Here is a 26,171-nt window from a genome sequence, read left to right as displayed (position 1 = left end):
AATTTATTTAAAATTTTACGTTTGCTCCGAATAAAAATTGACGTTGTCTAGGATAAATTGTATTATCTCTACCGTCATTAATTTCAGGATCTAAACCATCATAATCGGTAATAATAAAGGCGTTTTGCACCCCTGTGAATAATCTCAACGAAGCTTTACCTAACCAATTAGGGAAAGTATAACCCATAGTGATGTTATCCATTCTCAAGAAAGAACCATTTTCAATGTAGATATCAGAAATTACATTTTCACCGTTTACGTTTGTAAAGTTAGTATCTAAAACACTAGTCAAAACGTTTCCTAATTCAGCATCCGGTTTTAATAAAGCATTGTACGCTCTGTTAGCTTTTAAAGCATTGTAAATTCTGTTTCCGAAACTTGCTCTCATGTTGAAAGAGAAATCAAAGTTTTTGTAATTGAAACTAGAGGCGAAACCAAGTACCAAATCCGGGTCAGGATTTTTGTAGATGTAACGGTCATCTCCGTTGATGATACCATCTCCGTTTAAGTCGGCAAATGCCCCTTCAATTGGCGAACCATCTGTGCTGTATAATTGTTTGTAAACAAAGAACGAACCAGGAGTGTAACCTTCTCTGTGAATTTGAACTGTTCCTCCTGTTCCTCCGGCTTGACCAAAGAATACATCAGAACCGGCCGGTAATTCATCGATACGTCTTTCGAATTTGGTTGCGTTGAAATTAACATTCCAATTCAAATTATCTCTTTTGATTACGTCGGCATTCAAACTGAACTCAATACCTTTTGTAGAGAAACTACCGATATTAGCAGGACCTGAGTTTGAGAAGTTACTACCATCTGCATAAGGAGTGTCACCAAAATACAAATCGTTAGTTTGTTTGTAGAAAGCATCTAAAGACCCGGTTATTCTATTGTTGAATAAACCATAGTCAAGACCTACGTTATAAGTAGTTGTAGTTTCCCATTTCAAATCAGGGTTTCTTGGTGCAGGAACACCAACCGGATAAGGAGAATTAGCAAAATAATATTGTGAATTGGTATCTCCAACATTATATCTTTCTAAGTAAAAATCACCTACAGGGATTTCTTGCTGACCTGCAATACCCCAACCTAAACGCAACTTCATATCGCTTACCACTTTAGAATCTTTGAACAAATCTTGTCCAAACTTCCAAGCAAAGGCTGCTGAAGGGAAATTACCCCATCTGTTGTCTTCACTGAATCTTGATGTTCCGTCTCTTCTTAATGAAAAAGTGAACAAATATTTATCGTTGATTGAGATATTTGTTCTTCCGAATAAACCAATTAAAACTTCATCTGGGTTCGCAAATGATCTTGGATCCTGAGCAGTTGGGTTATTTATGTTGAAAGTATTAAAACCATAAACCTCAAATTTTTGATAAGAATATCCTGAGGTCAATTCGAAATTAACTTTGTTGAATTTTTTGTTGTAAACGAAATAAGCATCTAATAATTTATTTCTTCTGGTAGCTTCAGAATACTCATTTGTACCGAATAATGTATTTCCATTAATAAATCCTGTTAAAGCAGTATTTCCTACTAAACGACTTCTTTGCCCTTTACTTTGGTCAAAACCTAAGTTAACGACAGCTCTTAAAGCTGGGAAGAAATGAAATTTATAGTCGATTTCGAAGTTTCCTAAAACTCTGTTATTGTTACCGGTATCATGAGTTTGCATCAATTGAGCCACAGGGTTTCTTGGTACTTGAGTTAAGAAATCTGCTGTAGTATTGCCGTTTCTGTATTCAAAAAATCCATCATAAGGTGAATCTGCATCATAAATTGGCTTAGTAGGATCGAAACGAATAGCTGTTCCTTCCACTCCATCAGCGAAACGGTTATTTTCATTAGTGAAATTAGCATTCAAACGCAATTTTAAATGATCATTAAAAAAGCTTGGGTTCAATACAACCGAGGCTGAATTTCTGTTGAAATCATTGGTCAATCTCAAACCTTGTTGGTAAGTATTACCTACAGTTAACTTGGCAGGAATTCTATTGAATAATGAACCTCTAATTGACAAGGAATTGTCTACATAATCTGTTCTTCTGTAAATGGCTTTTTGCCAATCAGTATTGTAAAGAATTCTACCTTCAATGATTCCCGGTGTAGACAAATCGTCAGACGCTGAAGTTGAAGGGTCATCAACCCCTAATAGGTTGGTGCTACCAGCTGAAAGCAATCCATTGATGGTATTAGCCTCAACTTGAGCAATAAAATCTCTTGTATTAAAAACGTCTACTTGATTAAATAATCTACCTGTACCATATTGAAAGTTATACTCAACTGAAAGTTTTTTTGATCCTTTTTTTGTGTTGATTATTATAACCCCGTTAGCAGCCCTTGAACCATAAATCGCAGTTGCAGAAGCGTCTTTCAACACGTTGAAACTTTCTATATCATTAGGATTCAAAGCAGCCAAGATTGAGGTAGATCCTGTGTTGGTTGTATTGGTTACAGGCAAACCATCAATTACTATCAATGGATCGTTAGACGCACTTAACGATGAACCACCTCTAATTCTGATTTGAGAACCTGTTCCAGGCGCACCACCACCGGCATTCACTGTAACCCCAGCTATTCTTCCGTTTAGCAGGTTTTCAGCCGTTACGTTGGCTCCTTTGTTAAAATCTTTAGTTGTTAAAGTTGAAACTGAACCCGTAGCATCTTTTTTCTTAACGGTTCCATACCCTACTTGAACTACTACTTCTTGAAGCTGGTTAGCACTTTCTTCAAGAATGATGTTGACAGACTTTTGTCCGGAAAAAGTAATCGTTTGAGAGTTGTATCCCACGAAAGAAAAGACAACTTTGTCTCCGCTTTTAAGGCCTCCCACTTGAAACTTCCCGTCAAAATCTGTCGATGTGCTACTGTTAGCACCTTGGACAATTACATTTACTCCCGGTAACGGTTGGTTGGTTTTACTGTCAACAACCACTCCACTCAAAGTACTCTGTGCAAGAGCACCGAAAGGGAGCAAAAGGAATAAAAATAACAACTTTTTGTAAATTGTTTTCATACGTTTTGTTTAGGTTAAAAATTTAATTTTTGTGCGTATACTTATACTTCGAATGTTAAATTTATGTAAAAAATTCAATCAACAGAATAAACGCTTGTTAAATCCTACTCGAAAACGTTTTCGTGTTGAAAACTTTTCCAATATTTCATTATTTTAAGGACAAAATTGACAGAATAAAAAATAACATATATCTTTATTCAGAAAATAGTATTTACCTTCCTGAACAATGAAAAGAAAAGTTACACTTAAACAAATTGCCAAAGAACTTGACGTGTCTATTTCAACCGTTTCTAAATCTTTGCGGAACAGTTTGGAAATTAGCGAAGATACCCGACAAAAAGTGCAAGCTTTTGCTAAATTATACAACTACAAACCCAACAATATTGCCCTCAGTTTAAAAAACAAAAAAACCAAAACCATTTGCATCATCATTCCCGAGATTATACACCATTTTTTTGCTACGGTAATTAGCGGTGTTGAACATGTGGCCAACGAAAACGGTTACAATGTTTTGGTGTGTCTTTCTGATGAATCCTTTGACAAAGAGGTAATAAACATGGAAATGTTGGCCAATGGCAGCATAGACGGTTTTATCATGTCTTTGTCAAAAGAAACCCAACTCAAAAAAGATTTCCACCATATAGTAGAGGTGATTAATCAAGGAATGCCCGTTGTTATGTTTGACCGTGTGACCAATGAAATTTTATGCGACAAGGTCATTATCGATGATAGCTTAGCTGCTTTCAATGCAACGCAATATTTTATAGACAAAGGATTTAAAAAAATCGCCTTAATCTCGACCGTAGATTATGTAAGCGTTGGCAAATTGAGAACGGAAGGTTACATCAAAGCCTTAAAAAACAGCGATTTAAAAGTAGATGAAAATCTGATCTTAAAAATTGAAGACACTGAAAACTTCGAAGACAGCATTGCCAATCTGCTGTCTAACAATGAAATAGACGCCGTTTTTGCCGTTAACGAATTGTTTGCTGTGACCGCAATCAAAGTCGCTAATAAGTTAGGTAAAAAAGTCCCTGACGACATTTCTGTAATAGGATTTACGGATGGTATCATCTCCAAATACTCTTCTCCAAGCATTACAACGGTTAGTCAAAATGGTGTGAAAATGGGTGGGAAAGCAGCCAAAATGCTCATTGAAAGACTGGAGGCTGAAGAGGAAGAAGAAGAACAATACAGAACAGAAGTGATAGAAACAGAATTGGTCGAGAGAGAATCTACCAAATAGTTTTTATCAACAAAAAACGTTTGCGCCACTGTATCCTCTGATTTTTTTGAGGCGAAATAGTCACATTATAAATTCTTTATTATCTTTACCGCAATTATCAAAGCTTATACTTTACTTCGAAAACAAACTAAAGTTTTGATAAGCAAAGCGCTTATCGTATTATAAACCAATACATTACGATAATGGAAAAGCGTAAATTAGGTTTCTGGGAAATTTGGAACATGAGTTTCGGTTTCTTAGGGATTCAGATGGGGTTTGCCCTTCAAAATGCTAATGCCAGCAGGATTCTTCAAATTTTTGGTGCCGATGTACACGAGTTGTCTTGGTTTTGGATTATTGCCCCTATGATGGGATTAATTGTCCAACCCTTGATTGGTCATTACAGCGACAACACCTGGGGAAGATTCGGAAGAAGAAAACCTTATTTTTTAACCGGTGCTTTGTTAGCCTCTATCGGTTTAATATTAATGCCTCAAGCTGAAATTTTCATTGCTTTTATGCCTGCCTTATGGGTTGGCGCCGGAATGTTGATGATTATGGATGCTTCCTTTAATATTGCTATGGAACCTTTCAGAGCTTTAGTGGGAGATAATTTAAGAGCCGACCAGCACACGCTTGGCTTCAGTGTTCAAACCGCACTAATTGGTATCGGAGCGGTAGTTGGTTCCTGGCTGCCTTATGTATTAAATGAGTGGTTTGGTATCAGCAATCTGCCTACTGCAGATTCGGCAATTCCCAACAACCTAATTTATTCTTTTATCATCGGAGCGATGGTTTTGATTGGTACTATTTTAATAACAGTAATCACAACCAAAGAATACTCTCCGGAAGAATTAGCCCAATTTAGAGATGAAAAAGAACATCTTGAAGCCATGGGTGAAGAAAAAGAAGCCAAACTCACTGATATTTTTTCTGACTTTGCCAAAATGCCGGAAACGATGCGTCAGTTGAGCTGGGTCCAATTCTTCTCTTGGTTTGGTCTTTTCGGCATGTGGGTTTTTACTACACCGGCTATTGCACAACACATTTACGGCTTGTCTGTAGACGACACCAAGAGTCCCGAATTTCAGTCGGCAGGTGACTGGGTCGGAATCATTTTCGGAGTTTACAATTTTGTATCTGCTATTGTAGCCTTTCTTCTTCCTTACATAGCCAAACAAATTGGTAGAAGAAAAACACATGCCTTATCGTTGGTTTTGGGTGGCATCGGATTAATTTCAATGTATTTTATGCCAAACAAAGAAGCTTTAATCTTCTCTATGGTATTGGTAGGTTTTGCTTGGGCAAGCATCTTAGCCATGCCTTATGCCATATTAGCCGGTGCCATTCACCCTAAAAAAATGGGAGTTTACATGGGGATTTTTAACTTCTTCATTGTAATTCCTCAAATTATCAACGCTTTGATTGGTGGTCCATTGGTAAAATATGTTTACGGCGACCACGCTATTTATGCCTTAATAATGAGCGGTGTAAGCTTCATTATTGCTGCCTATTTAGCCCTTAAAGTAAAAGACAGTAAAGACAGTATTTAATGAGTAAAAAAGCATTCATATTCGATCTCGACGGTGTAATTGTTGACACGGCTAAATACCATTTTTTAGCTTGGCAAAAATTAGCACAAGAATTGGGCATCGAATTTACCCCCGAACACAACGAAGAATTAAAAGGAGTCAGCCGCGTTCGCTCTCTTGATATCATTTTGGCATTAGGCCATATTGAAGCTTCTCAAGAAGACAAGAACAAATGGCTGATCCAAAAAAATGAAGATTACTTATCCTACTTGGTCGATATGGACGAAAGCGAAATATTGCCCGGAGTATTGCATGTACTCGAATTTATTAAAGAAAAAAAACAACTGATTGCCTTGGGTTCGGCCAGTAAAAACGCCCGACCTATTTTAGAAAAAACCGGAATCCTGCACTTTTTTGATGCTATTGTTGATGGAAACGATGTGTCTAATGCCAAACCGGATCCCGAAGTTTTTCTGAAAGCTGCACAGTTACTAAACGTATCCAACGAAAACGCCATCGTTTTTGAAGACAGCGTAGCCGGTATTCAGGCGGCCAATATAGCCAACATGATTAGTGTTGGTATAGGCGATACCGCCATTTTACACGAAGCTAAATATAATTTTAAAGATTTTACATTTATGGATGTAGCCTTCATTGAAGCGCTCCTGGATTAAAATTGAATGATAAAAGGACAATAAAAAAATTACAATGAACCAAGATTATATCAAACCAGACAACTGGTCGATTATTGAAGAAGGATTTGATTTAGACAGAGTAAAATCCTCGGAAAGTTTATTCAGTATTGGTAACGGTGCCATGGGACAACGTGCCAATTTTGAAGAATTCTATTCAGGTAAAACCTTCCAAGGTAGTTATATAGCAGGCATTTATTATCCTGACAAAACCAAAGTGGGTTGGTGGAAAAACGGTTATCCGGAATATTTCGCTAAAGTGTTAAACGCACCCAATTGGATTGGCATATTGGTTGAAATCAATGGCGAGACACTCGATTTAGCGTCTTGCAAAGTATCCGATTTTAAACGCGAATTAAACATGAAAGAAGGCTGGTACCATCGTTCATTTACCGCACTTTTAAATAACGGAATCGAAGTAGATGTCAACGTTAGAAGATTTTTATCCTTAGATATCGATGAATTAGGCGTCATCAAATACGAAATCACCCCGAAAAACCAAGATGCCACCATCGTTTTCAAACCCTATTTAGATGCCGGAGTACACAATGAAGATGCCAACTGGGAAGAAAAATTTTGGGAACCGCTACAAACCCAACACGATACCAATGAAGCTTTTGTAGTAGCTCGCACTTTCAAAACCCATTTTGAAGTAGCCACCTTCATGCACAACAGCATTTTCCTGAATAACGAAAATCAAAATGCCGAACCGGTGTTTACCGATACCACTTCAGACAAAGTAATTTTTACCTACGAGCAATCGGTGGCTAAAGGACAAACCATTGCCCTACAAAAATTGGGAGGTTACACTGTGTCTATGAATCACGCTACGGCCGACTTAATTCCGGCAGCCCAAAAAGTAATCCAAAAAGGATTGGCTTTGGGTTATGATAGCTTGTTGCAAAACCAAATCGACGCTTGGGCGAAAATCTGGGAAATGAGCGACATTACTATCGAAGGCGATGTTAAAGCACAACAAGGTATTCGCTTCAACATTTTCCAATTAAACCAAACCTATTTGGGTAAAGATTCGCGCCTAAATATCGGTCCAAAAGGATTTACCGGAGAAAAATACGGCGGTTCTACTTATTGGGATACGGAAGCCTATTGTATTCCGTTTTACATGGCTACAAAAGACCAACAAGTAGCCCGAAATTTATTAGCCTATCGCTACAACCAATTGGATAAAGCCATTGAAAATGCGGCTAAATTAGGTTTCAAAAACGGCGCTGCACTCTACCCTATGGTAACCATGAACGGCGAAGAATGCCATAACGAATGGGAAATCACTTTCGAAGAAATCCACCGAAACGGTGCTATCGCTTTTGCTATTTTCAATTACCACCGATTCACCGGAGATTACAGCTATATACCGGAAAAAGGTTTGGAAGTCCTAATTGGCATTGCCCGTTTTTGGCACCAAAGAGCGACCTTCTCTACCTATAGAAATCAATATGTGATTTTAGGCGTTACCGGTCCTAATGAATATGAAAACAACGTTAACAATAATTTCTACACCAATTATATTGCCAAATGGTGTATCGATTACACCATCGAACAAATCCAAAAAGTAAAACAAGAATACGCTCCTGATTACGCCAGAATCATGAGCAAAGTGAACTTAGACGACGCCGAAATACTGCATTGGAAAAAAGTGGCCGACCATATGTATTTCCCATATTCGGAAGAACACGGCGTATATTTGCAACAAGACGGTTTCTTAGACAAAGAATTGGTTAAAGTACACGATTTAGACAAATCGCAACGTCCTATCAACCAAAAATGGTCTTGGGATAGAATCTTACGTTCGCCTTATATTAAACAAGCCGATACGCTGCAAGGTTTCTATTTCTTTGAAGATCATTTCAGCAAAGAACAATTGGAGAAACACTTCGATTTTTACGAACCGTTTACCGTTCACGAAAGTTCTTTATCGCCTTGTGTACACTCGATTCAAGCGGCTGTATTGGGCCGAATGGAACAAGCTTATACTTTCTATTTAAGAACTTCTCGTTTGGATTTAGATGATTACAACAAAGAAGTGGAAGAAGGCTTACACATTACTTCGATGGCAGGAACTTGGATGAGTATCGTAGAGGGCTTCGGCGGTATGCGTGTTAAAAACAACACCCTGCATTTCGAACCGAGAATCCCGAAAGAATGGAACGGCTATTCGTTTAAAATCAATTTCCGAAACCAAATTTTACAAGTAGCGGTGCATCAAAACGAAACCAAATTTACCTTAGAAGGCGATTCGCCGATTACTGTTTTTGTCAACGGCAAAGCGGTTTCGGTTGAGCCGAATAGTTTGGTAACGGTATAAAATAATTAATTGAACCAGATAAGGCATTTAAGTTCATTTAAGTTTTTCTTATTTGTCCTTATATGCCTTATATGGTTTATAAAATAACACAACATGAAAAAAATCTATTTCTTTCTCTTGATTTCTGTTTCAGCTTTTGCTCAAATAGACCGCGTAGAACCGCCGTTTTGGTGGAGCGACATGACGCATAACGAAGTACAAATTATGTTCTACGGAAAAAACATTGCCCAAAACGAGGTGACTGTTTCCAATGGAATCGTAATCAAAGGCATTCAAAAAACCGAAAATCCAAATTATGTATTCGTTACCATCGACACCAAAAACAGTCCGGCTCAGGATTTGGTTTTCACATTCAAAAACGGTAAAAAGTCGTTTACCCACAAATACACTTTAAAATCAAGAAAAGAAAACTCACGTTTCCGCAAAAGCTTTGACAGTTCTGACTTGATTTACCTCATCATGTCGGATCGTTTTGCTAACGGTAATCCTAATAACGACAACAACGACAAACTTTTTGAAAAAGCCAATCGAAGCAACAAAGACGGTCGACACGGTGGGGATATCGAAGGAATAATCAAAAATTTAGATTACATCCAATCGCTTGGCGCAACAGCGGTTTGGCCAACGCCTTTGTGCGAAGACAACGATGAGCGTGGTTCGTATCACACTTACGGCCAATCAGATGTGTACAAAATTGACGCACGCTTTGGCACCAATGAAGATTACGTTCGTTTGAGCACCGAATTGCACCAACGCGGCATGAAAAACATCATGGATTATGTGACCAATCATTGGGGTTACAAACATTGGATGATGAACGATTTACCTACTTACGATTGGATCCATCAGTTTCCGGGTTATGCTCAAACCAACTACAGAATGGCTACCCAATTTGATTCCAATGCATCCGCTATTGATGCCAAAAACTGTATGGATGGATGGTTTGTCAAATCGATGCCCGATCTGAACCAATCCAATCCGTTAGTTTTAAATTACCTTATTCAAAACGCCATTTGGTGGATTGAATACGCCGATTTAGATGGTTTCCGTGTCGATACTTATTCTTACAATGATAAAACGGCCATCGCAAAATGGACCAAATCCATAACCGACGAATACCCAAATTTCAATATCGTTGGTGAAGTGTGGATGTACGACCAAGCGCAAATGGCGTATTGGCAAAAAGACAGTAAAATAGGAGCCATTCAAAGTTATAACTCCAATCTTCCTAGTGTAATGGATTTTACGTTGCAAGAGGCTATTGCAAACGGAGTTTTTAACGAAGACAAACAAGAATGGCGCAACGGAATGGTGAAAGTATATGAAAATTTCAACAACGATTTTCTGTATCCAAACATCAATAATTTATTGGTTTTTTTCGAAAATCACGACACCAATCGCCTGAATGAAGCTTACAAAAACGACTTCAAAAAATACCAAATGGCCATGACCTTAATCGCCACCGTTCGCGGTATTCCGCAAATCTATTACGGTTCCGAAATTGGTATGGCCGGCGATAAAGGCAAAGGCGATGGCGATATCCGCAGGGATTTCCCCGGTGGCTGGAATGGCGACACTAACAACGCCTTTACCAAAGCAGGAAGAACTGAGGAGCAAAACAAATTTTATGATTTTACCGCTAAACTCTTCAACTGGCGCAAAAACAAAACGGTAATCCACAACGGAAAAACCACGCATTACATTCCGGAAAACAATGTTTATGTGTATTTTAGATACAACGAGAACGAGAGCGTAATGGTGGTTGTAAACAATAACGCAGAAAAGCAAACTTTCAAAACCAATCGATTTGCAGAAAACATCAAAAAATACCAATCGGGTAAAGATATATTAACGGAAACCACTTTCGATTTGAATAAAGATATTACTATCGAAAGCAAATCAGTGTTGATATTGGAATTGAAATAATCACTCAATAGTCATTCCGACAAAGGAGGAATCTCATAATCATATGAGCCTTTCTTATTTGTACTTACATGACTTACATGGTTCATAATTTAGAGATAACTGATGAAAAAAATACTTTTCTTACTTCTTTTTGCTGCTGTTACATTCGCCCAAAATGCGAACCGAAATTACCTCTCCCATACTTGGAAAAACAATCTATTAGAAGTAAAAACGAGCGATGGAACCTACCGAATCAAACCTTACTCGGATAAAATCGTCGAAACGTCTTTCATTCCAAACGGCGAAGTATTCAATGCGAATTCACATGCCGTCATCAAAACACAGGAGAAAATCAACACCACAGTTTCTAAAACCGACAGTTCAATCTCGTTAGTCACCAACAACATTACAGTAGTCATCAATAAGTCGCCTTTTCGCATCACCTACTCCAACCAAGGTAAAGTGTTGCTATCTGAAAAAAACGGCTACATCAAAAAAGACAGTACTGAAATTTTACAATTCAACCTCGACAATTCGGAAATGCTCTTCGGCGGTGGCGCGCGTGCTTTGGGCATGAACCGTCGCGGCAATCGCTTGACCTTGTACAACCGGGCGCATTACGGTTACGAAACTCGGGCAGAATTGATGAACTTTTGCATTCCTTTGGTTTTATCTTCTAAGTTATACGCGGTTCATTTCGACAACGGGGCTATAGGTCATTTGGATTTAGACAGTAAAAAGAACAACACCCTGGAATACGAAACCATTTCAGGTCGAAAAACCTACCAAGTCATTGTAGGCGACACTTGGGAAGATTTAATTTCCAATTACACCGATTTAACCGGAAAACAACCCATGCCGGCGCGTTGGACCTTGGGGAATTTTTCCAGCCGATTCGGATACCACACCCAAGAAGAAGTGGAAAAAACCATCAACCGTTTCCAAACCGACGGCATTCCGGTAGACGCGATTATCCTCGATTTGTATTGGTTCGGCAAAACTGTTCAGGGTACTATGGGTAACCTTGACTGGGACAAAGACCAATTCCCTAATCCGGAAAAAATGATAGCCGATTTGAAAGCAAAAGGCGTTAAAACGATTCTAATCACGGAACCTTTTATCTTAACCACCTCATCCAAATGGCAGGAAGCCGCAGATCAAAAAGTTTTGGTTACCGATAAATCAGGCAAACCGGCCACTTGGGATTTTTATTTCGGAAACACCGGTGTAGTGGATATTTTCAAACCCGAAGGCAACCAATGGTTTTGGAGTGTTTACAAACGCTTAATCAACCAAGGTGTTGGCGGAATGTGGGGCGATTTGGGTGAACCGGAAGTCTTCCCTTCTAAAGTGGTAACTGCTGCCGGAAAAGCCGATGAAGTTCACAATATTTACGGGCACCATTGGGCCAAATTAATAGCCGACGGTTATAAAAAAGATTTTCCAAACCAAAGACCATTTATCCTAATGCGTGCCGGTTATTCAGGGTCACAACGTTTTGGGATGATGCCTTGGAGCGGAGATGTTTCTCGAAGCTGGGGCGGCTTACAATCGCAAATGGAAATCGCTATGCAAATGGGAATGCAAGGCATGGCGTATATGCATTCTGATCTTGGCGGATTTGCCGGTGATTATTTCGACAACGAATTGTATTTGCGTTGGTTACAATACGGCGTTTTCAACCCAATATTCCGTCCGCATGCACAAGAAGACGTAGCTTCTGAAGTGGCTTACAAAGACGTTCACACCAAAGCCAAAGCCAAAAAAGCGGTAGAATTACGCTACCAATTATTACCGTACAATTACACTTTAGCCTTCGAAAACAACCAAAAAGGAACACCTTTGATGCGCCCTTTATTCTTTGAAGAACCATCCAACGAAAAGTTACTCAACGAAAAGGAAAGCTACTTTTGGGGCGATGCATTTTTAATCAAACCAATCACAAAAGCAGGCGTTACCTCAACCGAAGTCTATTTCCCGAAAAGCAACAATTGGTTCGACTTTTACACGGATAAAAAATACGCTGCAGGTTCCACGGAAGCAGTAGCTGTAGCCGAAACATCAATTCCGACTTTCGTTCGTGGCGGAAGCTTTGTGCCAATGATTGAAACCATTCAGAACACTACAAAATATTCATTGGACAATTTCAACTTGCATTTCTATTTTGATGACAATGTAAAAACCTCAACCGGAAAATTGTACAACGATAACGGAGAATCACCAGAAGCTTTTGAAAAAGGACAATATGAAATACTGAATTTCAATAGCAATAACAATGGTAATATATTAGTTCTGAAATTGACGGCAACCGTTGGCAAAAACTATGTATCAACTGATAAAAATGTTACTGTAGTAGTGCATAACCTCAAAGCCAAACGTATTTATATTAACGGACAAGAAACAATCTTCAAAACCAATAACGAGTCGCTATACCTTCCGTTAACTTGGAAAAAAGGCACTTCGCCGGAAATTAAAATTGAATACTAATATGAAAAATATCTTCCTCTCTTTATCCGCTTCACTCCTATTGTTCGGTTGCAATTGTACCAAAGAAACGGTAAAAAAAGAAGCTCCAATCACCCAAACGCCTTTTGTGTGGGAAAGTGCTAACGTGTACTTTTTATTGATTGACCGTTTCCAAAACGGGAATCCGGCCAATGATAAAATCATCAATCGCAATAAACCAACCGGAGTATTGCGAGGCTTTGAAGGCGGCGACATACGTGGAGTAATCCAAAAACTCGACGAAGGGTATTTCACCAATTTGGGCATCACAGCCATTTGGATGACGCCGGTGGTTGAGCAAATTCACGGTTCGGTAGATGAAGGCACCGGAAACACTTACGGTTTTCACGGCTATTGGACCAAAGATTGGACGGCTGTCGACCCAAGTTACGGCACCAAAGAAGATTTAAAAGAATTAGTCGAAAAAGCACACGCCAAAGGCATCCGAATTTTGTTGGATGCGGTAATCAATCACACCGGACCGGTTACCGAACTGGATCCTGCTTATCCTAGTGATTGGGTACGAACTTCGCCTAAATGTACTTATCAATCCTACGACACTTACATTAATTGCACTTTGGTAGAGAATCTTCCCGACGTAAAAACCGAGAGCAACGCCAATGTAGCTTTGCCTCCTATGTTAGTCGAAAAATGGAAAAAAGAAGGGCGCTATGAAGAAGAAGTCGCCGAACTCGATGCGTTTTTCAAAAAAACAGGCTATCCGAGAGCACCGAAATATTACATCATGAAATGGCTTTCGGATTATATTACCGATTACGGCATTGATGGTTACAGAGTGGATACCGCCAAACATACCACCGAAGACGTTTGGGCCGATTTTAAAAAAGTATGCGATAGGGCTTTCGCCGAATTCAAAAAGAACAACCCGAAAAAAGTCATAGACAACAATGGTTTCTTTACCGTTGGGGAAGTTTACGGTTACAATATCGGTGCGAAAAGACTCTATGATTTCGGCGATAAAAAAGTCGATTATTACGCCAATGGCTTTACCGGTTTAATCAATTTCGATTTCAGAAATGAAGCCAAAATGAACTATGAAGAATTGTTCTCCAAGTATTCCAATATCTTGCAAAACGACTTAAAAGGCAATACCGTAATGAACTATACCACTTCGCACGATGATGGTTGGCCTTTCGACAAAAAAAGAGAGAGAATCTTCGAAGCCGGCACCAAATTGTTATTGGCTCCCGGAATTTCACAGGTTTATTATGGCGATGAAACAGCACGCCCGTTGGAAATAGAAGGCACTCAAGGCGACGCTACTTTACGCTCGTTTATGAACTGGAACGACTTGCAAACCGACCGAATTAAAAACCAATTGTTGATGCATTACCAATTGTTAGGAACGTTTCGTAAAAACCATCCTGCGGTTGGCGCCGGTCTTCACCAAATGATTTCGGCTTCGCCTTATGTGTTCAGCAGAAGTTATACCAACGGAAATTTCAGCGACCAAGTGGTGGTTGGTTTGGATTTGCCAAAAGGAAAAAAAGAAATCCCTGTCGGCGCTATTTTTGCCAACGGAATACGAGTAAGAGACGCCTATTCCAACACTGAAGCCTCCGTTGAAAACGGAAAAGTAACTTTGGATACTAATTTTACCTTAGTTTTGTTGGAGAAACTATAACCATGCTCAAAATTGGACATCGCGGTGCGAAAGGTCATTCCCCCGAAAACACCTTGGCGTCGTTCGAGAAAGCTATTGCCTTGGGTGTGGATATGATTGAGTTGGATGTTTGGCTGAGTTCAGACAAGATTCCAATGGTCATTCACGATGAAACCATCGACAGAACGACTTCGAAAACGGGTTTGGTTACCGATTATTCGGCTAAAGAGTTACAAGCTTTGGGTATTCCCGCTTTAATTGACGTATTCGAATTAGTGGACAATCGCTGTGAGATTAATGTGGAAATCAAAACCTTTTCGGCTACACAAGCGGTTTTGGATTTGATAGCCAAAAGTAGTTTCGACCAAAGCAAAATCCTCATTTCCAGCTTTGATTGGAATGCCTTGCAGGAAGTTCGCTTTCATGATGAAGACATTAGAATTGGGGTTTTGACCGAAACCGATTTAGACTTGGCAATGGCTTTCGCCAAATTCATCAAAGCCGAAGCGATTCATCCTTATTATCATTTGCTAACTGCTGAAAATGTTGAGAAAATCAAAGTAAAAGGATTTAAAGTTTTTCCTTGGACGATAAATGAACCCGAAGATATTACCTTTGTAAAATCATTGGAAGTAGACGGTATCATTACCGATTTTCCGGAAAGATTATGAACTCTAAGTATGACATCATCATTGTAGGCGGCGGTGCAGCCGGTTTTTTTACAGCCATCAATATCGCTGAACAAAATCCGAAGCTGAAAATTGCCATACTCGAACGCGGGAAAAACGTATTGGAAAAAGTACGTATTTCCGGCGGAGGAAGATGTAATGTTACTCATGCCTGTTTTGTACCGAATGAGTTGGTTAAATTTTACCCTCGAGGCGAAAAAGAATTGCGCGGTCCGTTCCACCAATTCTGCTCAGGCGATACAATAGAATGGTTTGAAAAACGAGGTGTCGCATTGAAAATTGAAGACGACGGGCGAATGTTTCCCACTACAGATTCCTCACAAACCATCATCGCCTGCTTTTTGGGCTTAACACAAAAATTAAAAATTGAGGTCCTAACCGGTCAAAGTGTACAATCGCTTTTTCATGGAGAAGATTATTGGAAAGTCGAAACCAATCATGAAACCTTTTCTTGTCGAAAATTGGTCATGACCACAGGCAGCAATCCTAAAATTTGGGAACTGCTGGCCACCATGAATCACTCTATCATTCCGCCGGTACCGTCGCTATTCACTTTTAATATTAAAGATACTCGCATCAAAGATTTGATGGGTGTTTCAGCCTTGGCTAAAGTGAAAGTGAAAAATACTAAACTCGAAGCTACAGGCCCTTTACTAATAACTCATTGGGGCATGAGTGGCCCGGGAATTTTGAGACTTTCGGCTTGGGGCGCTCGACTTTTAGCAGAGAAAAATTACCAATTTGTATTAGAAGTCAATTGGCTTAACGATGTCACTTTAGAGGAAGCAATGGAGACTTTGAAAGAACTCAAACAAGAACATGCCAAGAAAGTGGTGAGTAAAAAATCCCCTTTCGAATTGCCGAATAGGCTATGGGAAAGCTTGGTTTTGGCCTCCAACATTTCGAACGAAACCAAATGGGCCGATTTGACTAAAAAACAACTGACAGATTTGGCAAACCAACTCACCAACGGACAATTTCAGGTGAATGGCAAAAGTACTTTCAAAGAAGAATTCGTAACAGCAGGCGGTATCGACTTAAGAGAAATCAACTTTAAAACGATGGAAAGCAAACTGCATGAAAACTTATTTTTTGCCGGAGAAATTGTCAATATTGATGCGATTACGGGCGGATTTAATTTTCAGAATGCTTGGACAAGCGGATTCATTGTAGCCAATGCCATAACCAACTCATGAAAAAAATCATCCTGTCATTCGCCTTATTTCTCTTCTTGTTTAGTTGTAGTTCCTCAAAATCAAACGACTACCAACTGACCAAAAACTACACGCCTGACAATCCGGAATTGTATCAAACCATTGTAAAATTGGACAGTATTTTCTTTGACGCCTACAATCATTGCGACACAAGATTTGAAACTTACGCCAATTTCTATGCAGACGACATAGAATTCTACCATGACCAAGGCGGTTTATCCAATTCGAAAAAAGACATCCTCGAGGGCACTAAAAAATACATCTGCAGGAAAGTCACTCGAACGCTCGTTCCCGGGAGCATAGAAGTTTACCCTATTAAAGACTACGGTGCTGTTGAAATTGGGTTACATTCTTTCAGTAACAATACCAATCCGCCCAATGAACCCAAAAAAGTTAGTCGATTTACCATCTTTTGGAAAAAAACCAACGAGGGTTGGAAGATTACTAAAGTGGTGAGTTTACACTAAAAAAATTCTTATAATTTTTACTGTAGTTATTTCAAAATCAGTTATATTTGATTTGTCAAAACCAAAACCATATGAAAAAACTATTACTCCTTTTAAACATTATTTTTATATGCACAATTGGATTCAGTCAAAACTGCAATCCTTTTTCAGCACCATTCCAAGAAGGATTTAACAGCACATCTCCAACAGAATCTTGTTGGACAGTAATTAATGGCAACAATGATAATGACTCTTGGAATACTAATTACACCTTAAATCCTTTTGAAGGAAATCAAAGTGCTACTTTGACCACCGATTTCAATTCAGGCAATAATGATGATTGGTTAATTTCACCCCAAATACAACTGACCGGAAATGAAGTCTTAAGATTCAATTACCGAGTTCAGACTGCAAATGAGCCTAATGAATTCCGTGTAATGTTATCTACTACGGGTACAAGTCCGGCAGATTTTACAACCGTTTTATTACCATTAACAACATATTCCAATACTACTTATACGCAAGCCGTTGTGAGTTTAGCAGGATTTAGCGGCACAGTTAATATAGCTTGGCATGTGCCGGCCGGAACTTTGGATGGTTGGAGACTTTACATAGACAATGTATCAATTGAAAATGCAAATGCTTGTCAACCCCCAAGTTCAGTAACTGCTAATAACATAACAGCTACAACCGCAACCATAGGTTGGTTAGAGAACAATAATGCTAACACATGGGAAATTTTAACAGTTCCTTGTGGCACTGCTCCGCCGACATCAAGTGATATTGGTCAAATAATCACAACAAATCCATATACCGTAACGGGTTTATCTCCAACCAGCTGCTACACGACTTATGTTAGGGCTATATGCAATGCTAATAACATCAGTAATTGGTGTACGATGCCGGTCACTTTCAATACCGCTATATCGCCTCCAAATTGCGGTGGGATTTTTACTGACAACGGTGGTTCAAATGGGAATTACCTCCCAAATAGTGATTATGTAACAACGATTTGTCCTGATTTAGCTGGCGATATTGTTACGGTTACCTTTACAACTTTTAACACCGAAACGAACTGGGACGGACTTTATGTTTATGATGGAAACTCAATCAACGCACCTCAAATAGCCAGTAATAATCCCAGCGGTAATGTTCCCGGAGGTCTGGCTGGGTCCTTTTGGGGAACGGCATTACCGGGCCCATTTATGTCTTCAAGTCCTGACGGATGTTTGACATTCAGGTTTATAAGTGACAATAGTGTAGTAAGAGCCGGTTGGACAGCTAATGTTATCTGTACTCCCGCTCCAAACTGTTTAAAACCAACTGATTTAATCTTAGTGGACAGAACGCAAACCAGCGCAACTGTTAGTTGGACAGAAAACAGCAATGCAACTTCTTGGGAACTTATTGCGGTGCCTTTTGGTTCTCCGGCACCTAATCCAACTACACAAGGTCAGACGGTTTCTTCTAATCCGGCCACAATAATGGGTTTAACCCCAGGCACGACTTACAGTTTGTATGTGCGCTCTTTGTGCCCTACGACTGGATTTAGTTTTTGGTCCACTTTGCTTTCGGTTACCACTTTAATCAGCAATGACGAATGTGACAATGCGATTGTGGTGCCTGTTAATTATAACAATTGCGCCCAAGTTACACCGGGAAGATTAAATGGCGCAACCGCCTCAAATATTGGGTTAGACACCCCATGTGTTGGAACTGCTGATGATGACGTTTGGTTTCAATTCGTGGCCACAAATAGCGATATTGTGGCTTCTTTACAAAATGTTACGGGATCAACAACCAACTTAAATATGGCTTTGTATGGTGGGACTTGCGGTAATTTGTCACAATTATTTTGCAGCAATGCCAATTCATCCAGCCTTGTCAACTCAAACTTGATTATAGGGCAAACTTATTATCTTAGAGTGTATTCCAATACCAACACCCCTCAAAACACTTCTTTTAATGTGTGCATTACTACTCCTTCAACGTGCGTTGGCGGAGAATCAATTTGCGGTGTTAACAATTATGCCAATTCTACAGGAATCCCAAGTTTAGGTTCAATAGGTTGTTTAACCAGTTCACCTAATCCTACTTATTTTACCATCAAAATATCACAAAGCGGTTCTGTTAATATGGTTTTGACACAGTCAACAATTGGTGGTGGTACAGCGAACATCGATGTAGATTATGCCGCTTGGGGACCATTCCAAAGCCAGTCATCTGCTTGTGCTGCTATTAGTAACGGAATGGCACCTGGAATTGGCGGCAACACCACTACACAATCAACAGGTTGTAGCTACTCTGCTTCCCCTACTGAGCACTTTAACATTCCTAATGCCATTGCGGGTGAGTACTACATTATTTTAATAACCAATTTTAGTAATCAACCAGGTTTTATAAATGTAGCTGTTGAAGATACTTCAACCGGAGCTATTGATTGTTCCGGCATCAGAATGATAGCTTTTATAGATGATAATGCCAACGGAACCAAAGAAACCAATGAAGCTTATTTTCCTTTGGGACAATTTCAATATGAAATTAACAATAATGGAACTGTACACAATATAACATCGCCCAGCGGAGTATATTCTATTTATGATGACAGCCCGGCAAACAGCTATGATTTAAATTATACCATTAATAGCAATTATGCCAATACATACAATGTAACGGCTACATACTCAAATGTTATTGTTACAGCCGGTGGAATGACCACCTATAACTTCCCCATTACTGTTTTACAAAACTATAATGATTTAGGTGTTACAGTTGTTCCAATGTCATCGCCACGTGCAGGAACAACCTATAAAAACAAAATTGTCTTTACCAATAACGGAACACAAACTATTGCGTCCGGTACGTTAAGCTATACTGTTAATCCGGGTACTACCATAACGAACATTTCAGTTTCAGGCACTACAACTATACCGAATGGTTTTACGTATGGCTTTACTAATTTATTACCTTTTGAAAGCAGATCAATTATAGTAACCATCTCAGTACCTGCAATACCTGCTGTTACTTTGGGACAATTATTAACCAATGCTGCCAATATAGTTCCTCCAACAGGAGATATTGTGAGTACCAACGACTCAAGTGTTTCAACTCAAGCTGTCATTGCAGCCTACGACCCTAACGACAAAATGGAATCTCACGGAGAAAAAATCTTATTTTCATCATTTACAGCCGATGATTATTTGGAATACACTATACGTTTTGAAAACACAGGAAATGCGGGTGCCATAAATGTATATGTAACCGACGAATTAGATAGTCAACTCGACGAAACCTCCTTAATAATGACAGGTGCCAGTCACGATTATACTCTTGATAGGGTTGGGAATAGTTTGGTTTGGAATTTCTCCAATATCATGCTGCCGGTCTCTGTTCCTGATACAGAAATAGGAAAAGGATTTATCAACTTTAAAATTAAACCAAAGCCTGGTTATGCGGTGGGAGACATTATTCCTAACAATGCTAATATCTATTTTGACACCAATCCTGCCATTACCACCAACACTTTCAATACAGAATTTGTTGCAGCATTAGCCAACCCGAATTTCACATCCAATCAAATAATAATATATCCTAATCCGGCTAAACACTCTGTTACGATAGATTTAACTCAGTCCGCAGAGCATTTATCTGAAATTGTTTTCTTTGATATAGTGGGTAAAAAAGTAAAAGTCATAAATGCTTTCGGAGAAAATCAAATTTCAATAGATGTTTCTGATTTATCTAAAGGGGTTTACATGATTGAAATCCAAACCGAAAACAAAATCAAAACATTCAAAAAACTGATTGTACAATAATTTAAAAATCCCATCTTAAATAGATGGGATTTTTTTATCGATTCAACCACCAAATACCGACATTCAAAACGGTTGCAAAACTCACCCAACCCAAATATGGTAGAAGCAATAAGGCTGCTGTTTTGTCAATCTTTTTGAATTGGTTATAAGTTTCAAATATCATCAGCCATAGCAATACAATCTCAATCAAAGCCAATAGCGGGTTGTGCAAACCAAAAAACAAATAGGACCACAAGGCATTCAAACCTAACTGTATAATGAAGAACATAAAACCTCTTTTAACATTAGCCTCATCAGTTTCTATTCGGTTCCAAACCATACCGCCGGCTACACCCATCATAATATAGAGTACAGTCCATACCGGTGCAAAAATCCAATTCGGCGGATTAAAAACCGGTTTAATCAAGGTCGGATACCAAGTTGTAATACTTTCACGAGTAACCATTCCCGATAAATAACCAATAGCCAAACAGGTAAATACCACTAAAGCCAATCTTAATCCCTTTTGCATAAAATTTTGTTTAAATTTTTGTCAAATATACTAAACAAACATACATCTATATCCTAAAAAAAGTATCTTTGCTCAAAATCATTAACTGTATGATATCCGAAAAGGATTTTATTGCCACTGCCGGCTCTGCTTCTTTAAACCATGGGAGTTTTCAATGGAGCGCACCAAGTAATATCGCATTGGTTAAATATTGGGGCAAAAAAGAAAATCAAATTCCGGCCAATCCTTCGATTAGTCTTACTTTAAACCATTGTAAAACAATCACAAAATTGGCTTACGCTAAAAAAGAAAGCGAAAATAATTTCTCTTTTGACTTATTTTTTGAAGGCCAACCTAAAGAAGACTTCAAACCCAAAATTCAAAAGTTCTTCGAGAGAATTGAAACGTATTGTCCCTATCTGAAACACTATCATTTTACTATAGATACTGAAAACACCTTCCCGCACAGTTCCGGAATAGCCTCATCTGCCTCAGGTATGGCCGCTTTAGCCATGAATATCATGTCGCTTGAAAAAGCCTTATTCCCGGAAATGACAGCAGATTACTTTTACCAAAAAGCTTCCTTTTTAGCTCGATTAGGTTCTGGTAGCGCCTGTCGCAGTGTAAAAGGCAGTGTGGTAGTTTGGGGGAAGCAGGCAGAGATTAACGACAGTTCCGATTTGTTCGGTGTGGCATTTCCTTCTAAGATTCACGATAACTTCAAGAATTATCAAGACACCATTTTATTGGTAGATAAAGGAGAAAAACAAGTATCAAGTACTGTGGGACATGACCTGATGCACAATCATCCTTTTGCTGAACAGCGCTTTGAACAAGCCCATCAAAATTTATCCAAACTGAAAAAAGTGTTGGAAAACGGCGACTTGAATCAATTCATCCAAATCGTAGAAAGCGAAGCTTTAACCCTTCACGCCATGATGATGACTTCATTACCTTATTTCATCTTAATGAAACCCAACACTTTGGAAATCATCAACAAGATTTGGAAATTCAGAAACGAAACCCAAACTCCGGTCTGTTTTACTTTAGATGCGGGAGCAAACGTACATGTTTTATATCCCGAAAACGTTAGCGAAACTGTTTTGCAATTTATTCAGGCCGAATTAGTTGGCTATTGTCAAAATGGTAACTATATTTGTGATCACCTTGGCCAAGGAGCCAAAAACCTTAGTGTATAAAAATATGAAAGGACCATTATTTTACTCAAAAATTCTTCTCTTCGGAGAATACGGAATTATAAAGGATTCTAAAGGTTTATCTATTCCTTACAATTTTTACAACGGCGCTTTAAAAGTAGATGAAAATCCTACCGAAGAAGCCCAAAAATCTAACGCCAGCTTAAGTCGTTTTGCTGACTATTTAACCCAATTACAGCAAGAACAACCTGAATTGGTTACGTTTAACATCGAAGCTTTAAAAGCTGATGTGGCTCGAGGTATGTATTTCGATTCCAGCATACCACAAGGATACGGCGTTGGCAGCAGCGGTGCTTTGGTAGCGGCGATTTACGACAAGTACGCTAACGATAAAATCACGGTTTTAGAGAATTTAACCCGTGAAAAATTATTGCAGTTAAAAACCATCTTTGGCCAAATGGAATCTTTTTTCCACGGCAAAAGTTCAGGTCTCGATCCATTAAATAGCTATTTAAGCATTCCTATCCTAATCAATTCCAAAGACAATATCGAAGCCACCGGCATTCCTTCTCAAAGTGCAACCGGTAAAGGCGCTGTATTCTTACTCGACTCCGGGATAGTAGGTGAAACCGCTCCTATGGTGAACATCTTTATGGAAAAACTAAAAGAAGAAGGCTTCCGCAGAATGCTTAAATCCCAATTCATCAAATATACCGATGCTTGTGTAGAGAGCTTTTTGGGCGGCGATATGAAATCGTTATTTGCCAATACCAAACAATTGTCTAAAGTAGTCTTAAACAATTTCAAACCCATGATTCCTGAACAATTTCACGGCGTATGGCAAAAAGGAATTGACACTAACGATTACTACTTAAAACTTTGTGGCTCCGGCGGTGGCGGTTACATCTTAGGCTTTACCGAAGATTTAGAAAAAGCAAAACAATCTCTAAAGGATTACAAATTGGAAGTCGTTTACCAATTTTAATGCTCCCAAAATGCTTAGCCGAAAAACCAAACACACCGTACTGAAAATCATCAGTATGTTTTCTGTGGTGCGCGGTTACAATATTCCTATTATTGCCTTAGCCCAATATTTATCGGCTATTTTCATTATGGCTTCCGAAAAAAGAGCGCTCGATGTATTGCTCGATTTCAACTTGTTTATCATTGTATTGGTTTCAGGCCTAACCATCGCTTCAGGCTATATCATCAACAATTTTTACGACAGCAAAAAGGACTTAATCAATCGCCCCAACAAATCGCAACTCGACCGATTAGTGAGTCAAAAAACCAAACTGCAAGTTTATTTCACCGTGAACTTTGTGGTTTTTCTGTTGGCCTTTTTTGTATCGTTTAGAGCCGTACTATTCTTCTCAACTTACATCTTCCTGATTTGGTTTTACTCGCATAAACTCAAAAAAATCACCATAGTCGGGAATCTGACTGCAGCTTTCTTAGCCGTTCTCCCGTTTTTTGCCATTTTACTGTATTACAAAAACTTATACCCCGAAATATTCGCCCACGCCACGTTCTTGTTTTTGCTCATTCTCATCCGCGAAATGATCAAAGATTTGGAAAACCTTAAAGGCGATGTCGCCAACGATTACCAAACCATACCCGTACTGTATGGCGAAACTTTTGCCAAAAAAATCATCACCGCGCTCACCGTTTCTACACTGATTCCGATTTACTATTTAATCGAAATTTTTGAAGTGGGCTACATGGACCTCTATTTCTACGTCAGCCTAATCATCCTAATGTTCTTCCTCCAAAAATTGTGGAAATCCAATACCAAACCGGATTATTTAAAACTGCATAACATATTGAAATTCTTAGTGGTTTCCGGAGTCTTTTGCATCGTACTCATCAATCCGTCGGTCTTGCTTCACGGCAAAAAAATAGTGGAAACTATAGTTCGTTAGGAGCAATAGGTCAGTACCATTGCTACACCTTATTCCCGCTTTCCACACTATCTTTTTTATTTGTAACGTCCAATGCAATCGAGATATCTTACCTAAAATAAAAAAGGATAGTTAGTTCCAATCGGGGCTAAATTCAAACTACGGTATAGTAATCGGCGGTATAAGCCATTGAAATGCGTATCTTTGCCAAAATTCTGAGCCAAAAGGGCTGAACAGAATGACGTTAAATAAAGCATTATGAATAAGAAGGAAGGCAATAATAAAAAAAGCAGCTCTCGAACAAATTCGAAAAAGTCAATTCCGGGTGGACTGCCAAAGCGAGCTCAAGCCCCGAAAAAAGCCAAGCCAACTAAGGATGCAACCGCTCCAAAAAAAACCGTTAAGCCGGTAAACAACATCCCAAAACCGTTAAAGTCAGACGACATTCGTTTGAACAAATACATTGCTAACTCGGGCGTTTGCTCCCGTCGCGATGCTGATATTTACATCCAATCCGGTAACGTAAAAGTAAATGGCGAAGTCATCACCGAAATGGGTTACAAAGTCAAACCCGGCGATGTCGTAAACTTTGACGGCACTGTAATCACACCGGAGCGCAAAGAATATATTTTGCTCAACAAACCGAAAAACTTCACCACCTCTAACGAAGACGATGCCGACCATCGCAATGTATTAGAGTTGGTTCGCGCAGCTACCAAAGCCAAAATCCAACCCATTGGTCGCATGGATAAAAACACCACCGGATTATTGGTTTTTACCAACGACACCGATATGATTCGCAAATTCAGTTTGCCGAACCAAAAATCCACCAAGATTTACCAAGTCAGCTTAGACCGCAATCTAAAGTTTGAAGACTTAGAAAAAATTGCCGGCGGCGTAACTTTAGACGGACACAAATTATTTGTAGACGAAATCTCGTATATCGATGGCGAACCCAAAACCGAAATCGGCTTAAAACTCAGAACTCCTAACGTTAAGGTTGTTCGTGCCATCTTTGAAAATTTCAAATACGATGTTCTAAAAATCGACCGCGTTTCGTTTGCAGGCTTGACTAAAAAGAACTTGCCGCGTGGCAATTGGCGTTTCTTAACCGAACAGGAAATCATCAATTTGAAAAACCTGTAAAAACAACTATATTTACCCTTATAAAATCCCATTGAGTTGGGATTTTTTTATGACCAACCACAAACTTAATCTTGTGGTAAAAAACAATTCTATGTCAGCAGAAAAAAACCTTTCTATTGCGCATCTTTGGTTTGAAGCCTTCAATGCGCACAACTTGGAAAAATTACTATCGCTTTACGACGACGAAGCCGAGCATTTCAGTCCGAAACTCAAAGTCCGCCATCCGGAAACCCAAGGTTTAGTAACCGGTAAAGACGCCTTAAGAACTTGGTGGCAAGATGCGTTCGATCGTTTACCCAGTTTACATTACCGAGTTACTTCGCTAACGGCCAATACCGATAGGGTTTTTATGGAATATGTTAGAACAGTAACCGATGAACCCGAAATGTTGGTGGCGGAAGTATTAGAAATCAAAGAAAATCGTATCATTGCTTCTCGCGTGTATCACGGATAATTTACCAAAGCCTTAACAATCAGTTTAAATAAAA

Annotated in this window: 18 protein-coding genes; 16 read left to right on the top strand and 2 right to left on the bottom strand. The window is 39.1% G+C overall.

Annotated features, from left to right (window positions below; translation table 11 throughout):
- Positions 1-7: 7 nt before the first annotated feature.
- The gene (locus tag ACJG85_RS04705; protein WP_409678889.1) at positions 8-3,019 is read right to left on the bottom strand and encodes a SusC/RagA family TonB-linked outer membrane protein; all 3,012 of its coding nucleotides are present in this window, start codon (positions 3,017-3,019) and stop codon (positions 8-10) included.
- A gap of 226 nt (positions 3,020-3,245) precedes the next feature.
- Here ACJG85_RS04705 and ACJG85_RS04700 point away from each other — a divergent pair, with 226 nt between their 5' ends.
- The 11 genes from ACJG85_RS04700 (at position 3,246) to ACJG85_RS04650 (ending at position 20,989) form a co-directional block, all read left to right on the top strand.
- Positions 3,246-4,265 (top strand): LacI family DNA-binding transcriptional regulator, encoded by a 1,020-nt coding sequence (locus ACJG85_RS04700; RefSeq protein ID WP_409678887.1) that lies wholly within the window; start codon positions 3,246-3,248, stop codon positions 4,263-4,265.
- A 182-nt stretch (positions 4,266-4,447) separates the two neighbouring features.
- A complete protein-coding gene (locus ACJG85_RS04695; RefSeq protein ID WP_409678884.1) occupies positions 4,448-5,797 on the top strand; it encodes an MFS transporter in 1,350 nt (449 codons plus the stop codon).
- Positions 5,797-6,450: a beta-phosphoglucomutase gene (pgmB, locus tag ACJG85_RS04690; RefSeq protein WP_412465015.1), complete on the top strand. Its 654-nt coding sequence runs from the start codon at positions 5,797-5,799 to the stop codon at positions 6,448-6,450. The genes ACJG85_RS04695 and pgmB overlap by 1 nt, the downstream gene beginning before the upstream one ends.
- A 34-nt stretch (positions 6,451-6,484) precedes the next feature.
- Positions 6,485-8,791 carry a glycoside hydrolase family 65 protein gene (locus tag ACJG85_RS04685; protein WP_412465014.1) on the top strand — a complete coding sequence of 769 codons (2,307 nt, stop codon included), beginning with the start codon at positions 6,485-6,487 and terminating at the stop codon, positions 8,789-8,791.
- Between the two features lie 93 nt (positions 8,792-8,884).
- The gene (locus tag ACJG85_RS04680) at positions 8,885-10,717 is read left to right on the top strand and encodes a glycoside hydrolase family 13 protein (protein ID WP_412477039.1); all 1,833 of its coding nucleotides are present in this window, start codon (positions 8,885-8,887) and stop codon (positions 10,715-10,717) included.
- A gap of 102 nt (positions 10,718-10,819) precedes the next feature.
- Positions 10,820-13,183, top strand: a complete 2,364-nt coding sequence (locus tag ACJG85_RS04675) for a TIM-barrel domain-containing protein (protein ID WP_412477038.1) — start codon at positions 10,820-10,822, stop codon at positions 13,181-13,183.
- 1 nt (position 13,184) lies between these two features.
- Complete coding sequence (locus ACJG85_RS04670) at positions 13,185-14,846, top strand: alpha-amylase family glycosyl hydrolase (protein ID WP_412477037.1); 1,662 nt, start codon at positions 13,185-13,187, stop codon at positions 14,844-14,846.
- 2 nt (positions 14,847-14,848) lie between these two features.
- Complete coding sequence (locus ACJG85_RS04665; RefSeq protein WP_412477036.1) at positions 14,849-15,496, top strand: glycerophosphodiester phosphodiesterase; 648 nt, start codon at positions 14,849-14,851, stop codon at positions 15,494-15,496.
- The gene (locus ACJG85_RS04660; RefSeq protein ID WP_412477035.1) at positions 15,493-16,710 is read left to right on the top strand and encodes an NAD(P)/FAD-dependent oxidoreductase; all 1,218 of its coding nucleotides are present in this window, start codon (positions 15,493-15,495) and stop codon (positions 16,708-16,710) included. The genes ACJG85_RS04665 and ACJG85_RS04660 overlap by 4 nt, the downstream gene beginning before the upstream one ends.
- Positions 16,707-17,195 (top strand): nuclear transport factor 2 family protein, encoded by a 489-nt coding sequence (locus ACJG85_RS04655; protein ID WP_412477034.1) that lies wholly within the window; start codon positions 16,707-16,709, stop codon positions 17,193-17,195. The genes ACJG85_RS04660 and ACJG85_RS04655 overlap by 4 nt, the downstream gene beginning before the upstream one ends.
- A 71-nt stretch (positions 17,196-17,266) precedes the next feature.
- Positions 17,267-20,989 (top strand): DUF7619 domain-containing protein, encoded by a 3,723-nt coding sequence (locus tag ACJG85_RS04650; protein WP_412477033.1) that lies wholly within the window; start codon positions 17,267-17,269, stop codon positions 20,987-20,989.
- A 34-nt stretch (positions 20,990-21,023) separates the two neighbouring features.
- Here ACJG85_RS04650 and ACJG85_RS04645 read toward each other — a convergent pair whose 3' ends face one another.
- Positions 21,024-21,500, bottom strand: a complete 477-nt coding sequence (locus tag ACJG85_RS04645) for a TspO/MBR family protein (RefSeq protein WP_412477032.1) — start codon at positions 21,498-21,500, stop codon at positions 21,024-21,026.
- 89 nt (positions 21,501-21,589) lie between these two features.
- Here ACJG85_RS04645 and mvaD point away from each other — a divergent pair, with 89 nt between their 5' ends.
- The 5 genes from mvaD (at position 21,590) to ACJG85_RS04620 (ending at position 26,137) form a co-directional block, all read left to right on the top strand.
- A complete protein-coding gene (gene mvaD, locus ACJG85_RS04640; RefSeq protein ID WP_412465004.1) occupies positions 21,590-22,678 on the top strand; it encodes a diphosphomevalonate decarboxylase in 1,089 nt (362 codons plus the stop codon).
- Positions 22,679-22,682: 4 nt separating this feature from the next.
- Positions 22,683-23,621: a mevalonate kinase family protein gene (locus ACJG85_RS04635; RefSeq protein WP_409676174.1), complete on the top strand. Its 939-nt coding sequence runs from the start codon at positions 22,683-22,685 to the stop codon at positions 23,619-23,621.
- Positions 23,622-23,631: 10 nt separating this feature from the next.
- Entirely contained in the window at positions 23,632-24,558 is a 927-nt protein-coding gene (locus ACJG85_RS04630) for a geranylgeranylglycerol-phosphate geranylgeranyltransferase (protein WP_412465003.1), read from the top strand.
- A 237-nt stretch (positions 24,559-24,795) separates the two neighbouring features.
- The gene (locus tag ACJG85_RS04625; RefSeq protein ID WP_409676168.1) at positions 24,796-25,683 is read left to right on the top strand and encodes a pseudouridine synthase; all 888 of its coding nucleotides are present in this window, start codon (positions 24,796-24,798) and stop codon (positions 25,681-25,683) included.
- Positions 25,684-25,774: 91 nt separating this feature from the next.
- Entirely contained in the window at positions 25,775-26,137 is a 363-nt protein-coding gene (locus ACJG85_RS04620) for a nuclear transport factor 2 family protein (RefSeq protein ID WP_412477031.1), read from the top strand.
- The last annotated feature ends 34 nt before the right edge of the window (positions 26,138-26,171 follow it).

Source organism: Flavobacterium mekongense (assembly GCF_047038255.1).
GTDB classification, from domain to species: Bacteria; Bacteroidota; Bacteroidia; order Flavobacteriales; family Flavobacteriaceae; genus Flavobacterium; species Flavobacterium mekongense.
The sequence above is the reverse complement of the archived record's forward strand: the minus strand, read 5'-3'. Positions and strand labels throughout refer to the sequence as shown.

Coding starts and splice junctions, on each gene's coding strand:
- pgmB (WP_412465015.1), top strand. CDS start 5,797: ATGAGTAAAAAAGCATTCATATTCGATCTCGACGGTGTAATTGTTGAC.
- ACJG85_RS04630 (WP_412465003.1), top strand. CDS start 23,632: ATGCTTAGCCGAAAAACCAAACACACCGTACTGAAAATCATCAGTATG.
- ACJG85_RS04695 (WP_409678884.1), top strand. CDS start 4,448: ATGGAAAAGCGTAAATTAGGTTTCTGGGAAATTTGGAACATGAGTTTC.
- ACJG85_RS04625 (WP_409676168.1), top strand. CDS start 24,796: ATGAATAAGAAGGAAGGCAATAATAAAAAAAGCAGCTCTCGAACAAAT.
- ACJG85_RS04665 (WP_412477036.1), top strand. CDS start 14,849: ATGCTCAAAATTGGACATCGCGGTGCGAAAGGTCATTCCCCCGAAAAC.
- ACJG85_RS04645 (WP_412477032.1), bottom strand. CDS start 21,500: ATGCAAAAGGGATTAAGATTGGCTTTAGTGGTATTTACCTGTTTGGCT.
- ACJG85_RS04660 (WP_412477035.1), top strand. CDS start 15,493: ATGAACTCTAAGTATGACATCATCATTGTAGGCGGCGGTGCAGCCGGT.
- ACJG85_RS04670 (WP_412477037.1), top strand. CDS start 13,185: ATGAAAAATATCTTCCTCTCTTTATCCGCTTCACTCCTATTGTTCGGT.
- ACJG85_RS04655 (WP_412477034.1), top strand. CDS start 16,707: ATGAAAAAAATCATCCTGTCATTCGCCTTATTTCTCTTCTTGTTTAGT.
- ACJG85_RS04700 (WP_409678887.1), top strand. CDS start 3,246: ATGAAAAGAAAAGTTACACTTAAACAAATTGCCAAAGAACTTGACGTG.
- ACJG85_RS04650 (WP_412477033.1), top strand. CDS start 17,267: ATGAAAAAACTATTACTCCTTTTAAACATTATTTTTATATGCACAATT.
- ACJG85_RS04680 (WP_412477039.1), top strand. CDS start 8,885: ATGAAAAAAATCTATTTCTTTCTCTTGATTTCTGTTTCAGCTTTTGCT.
- mvaD (WP_412465004.1), top strand. CDS start 21,590: ATGATATCCGAAAAGGATTTTATTGCCACTGCCGGCTCTGCTTCTTTA.
- ACJG85_RS04675 (WP_412477038.1), top strand. CDS start 10,820: ATGAAAAAAATACTTTTCTTACTTCTTTTTGCTGCTGTTACATTCGCC.
- ACJG85_RS04620 (WP_412477031.1), top strand. CDS start 25,775: ATGTCAGCAGAAAAAAACCTTTCTATTGCGCATCTTTGGTTTGAAGCC.
- ACJG85_RS04685 (WP_412465014.1), top strand. CDS start 6,485: ATGAACCAAGATTATATCAAACCAGACAACTGGTCGATTATTGAAGAA.
- ACJG85_RS04705 (WP_409678889.1), bottom strand. CDS start 3,019: ATGAAAACAATTTACAAAAAGTTGTTATTTTTATTCCTTTTGCTCCCT.
- ACJG85_RS04635 (WP_409676174.1), top strand. CDS start 22,683: ATGAAAGGACCATTATTTTACTCAAAAATTCTTCTCTTCGGAGAATAC.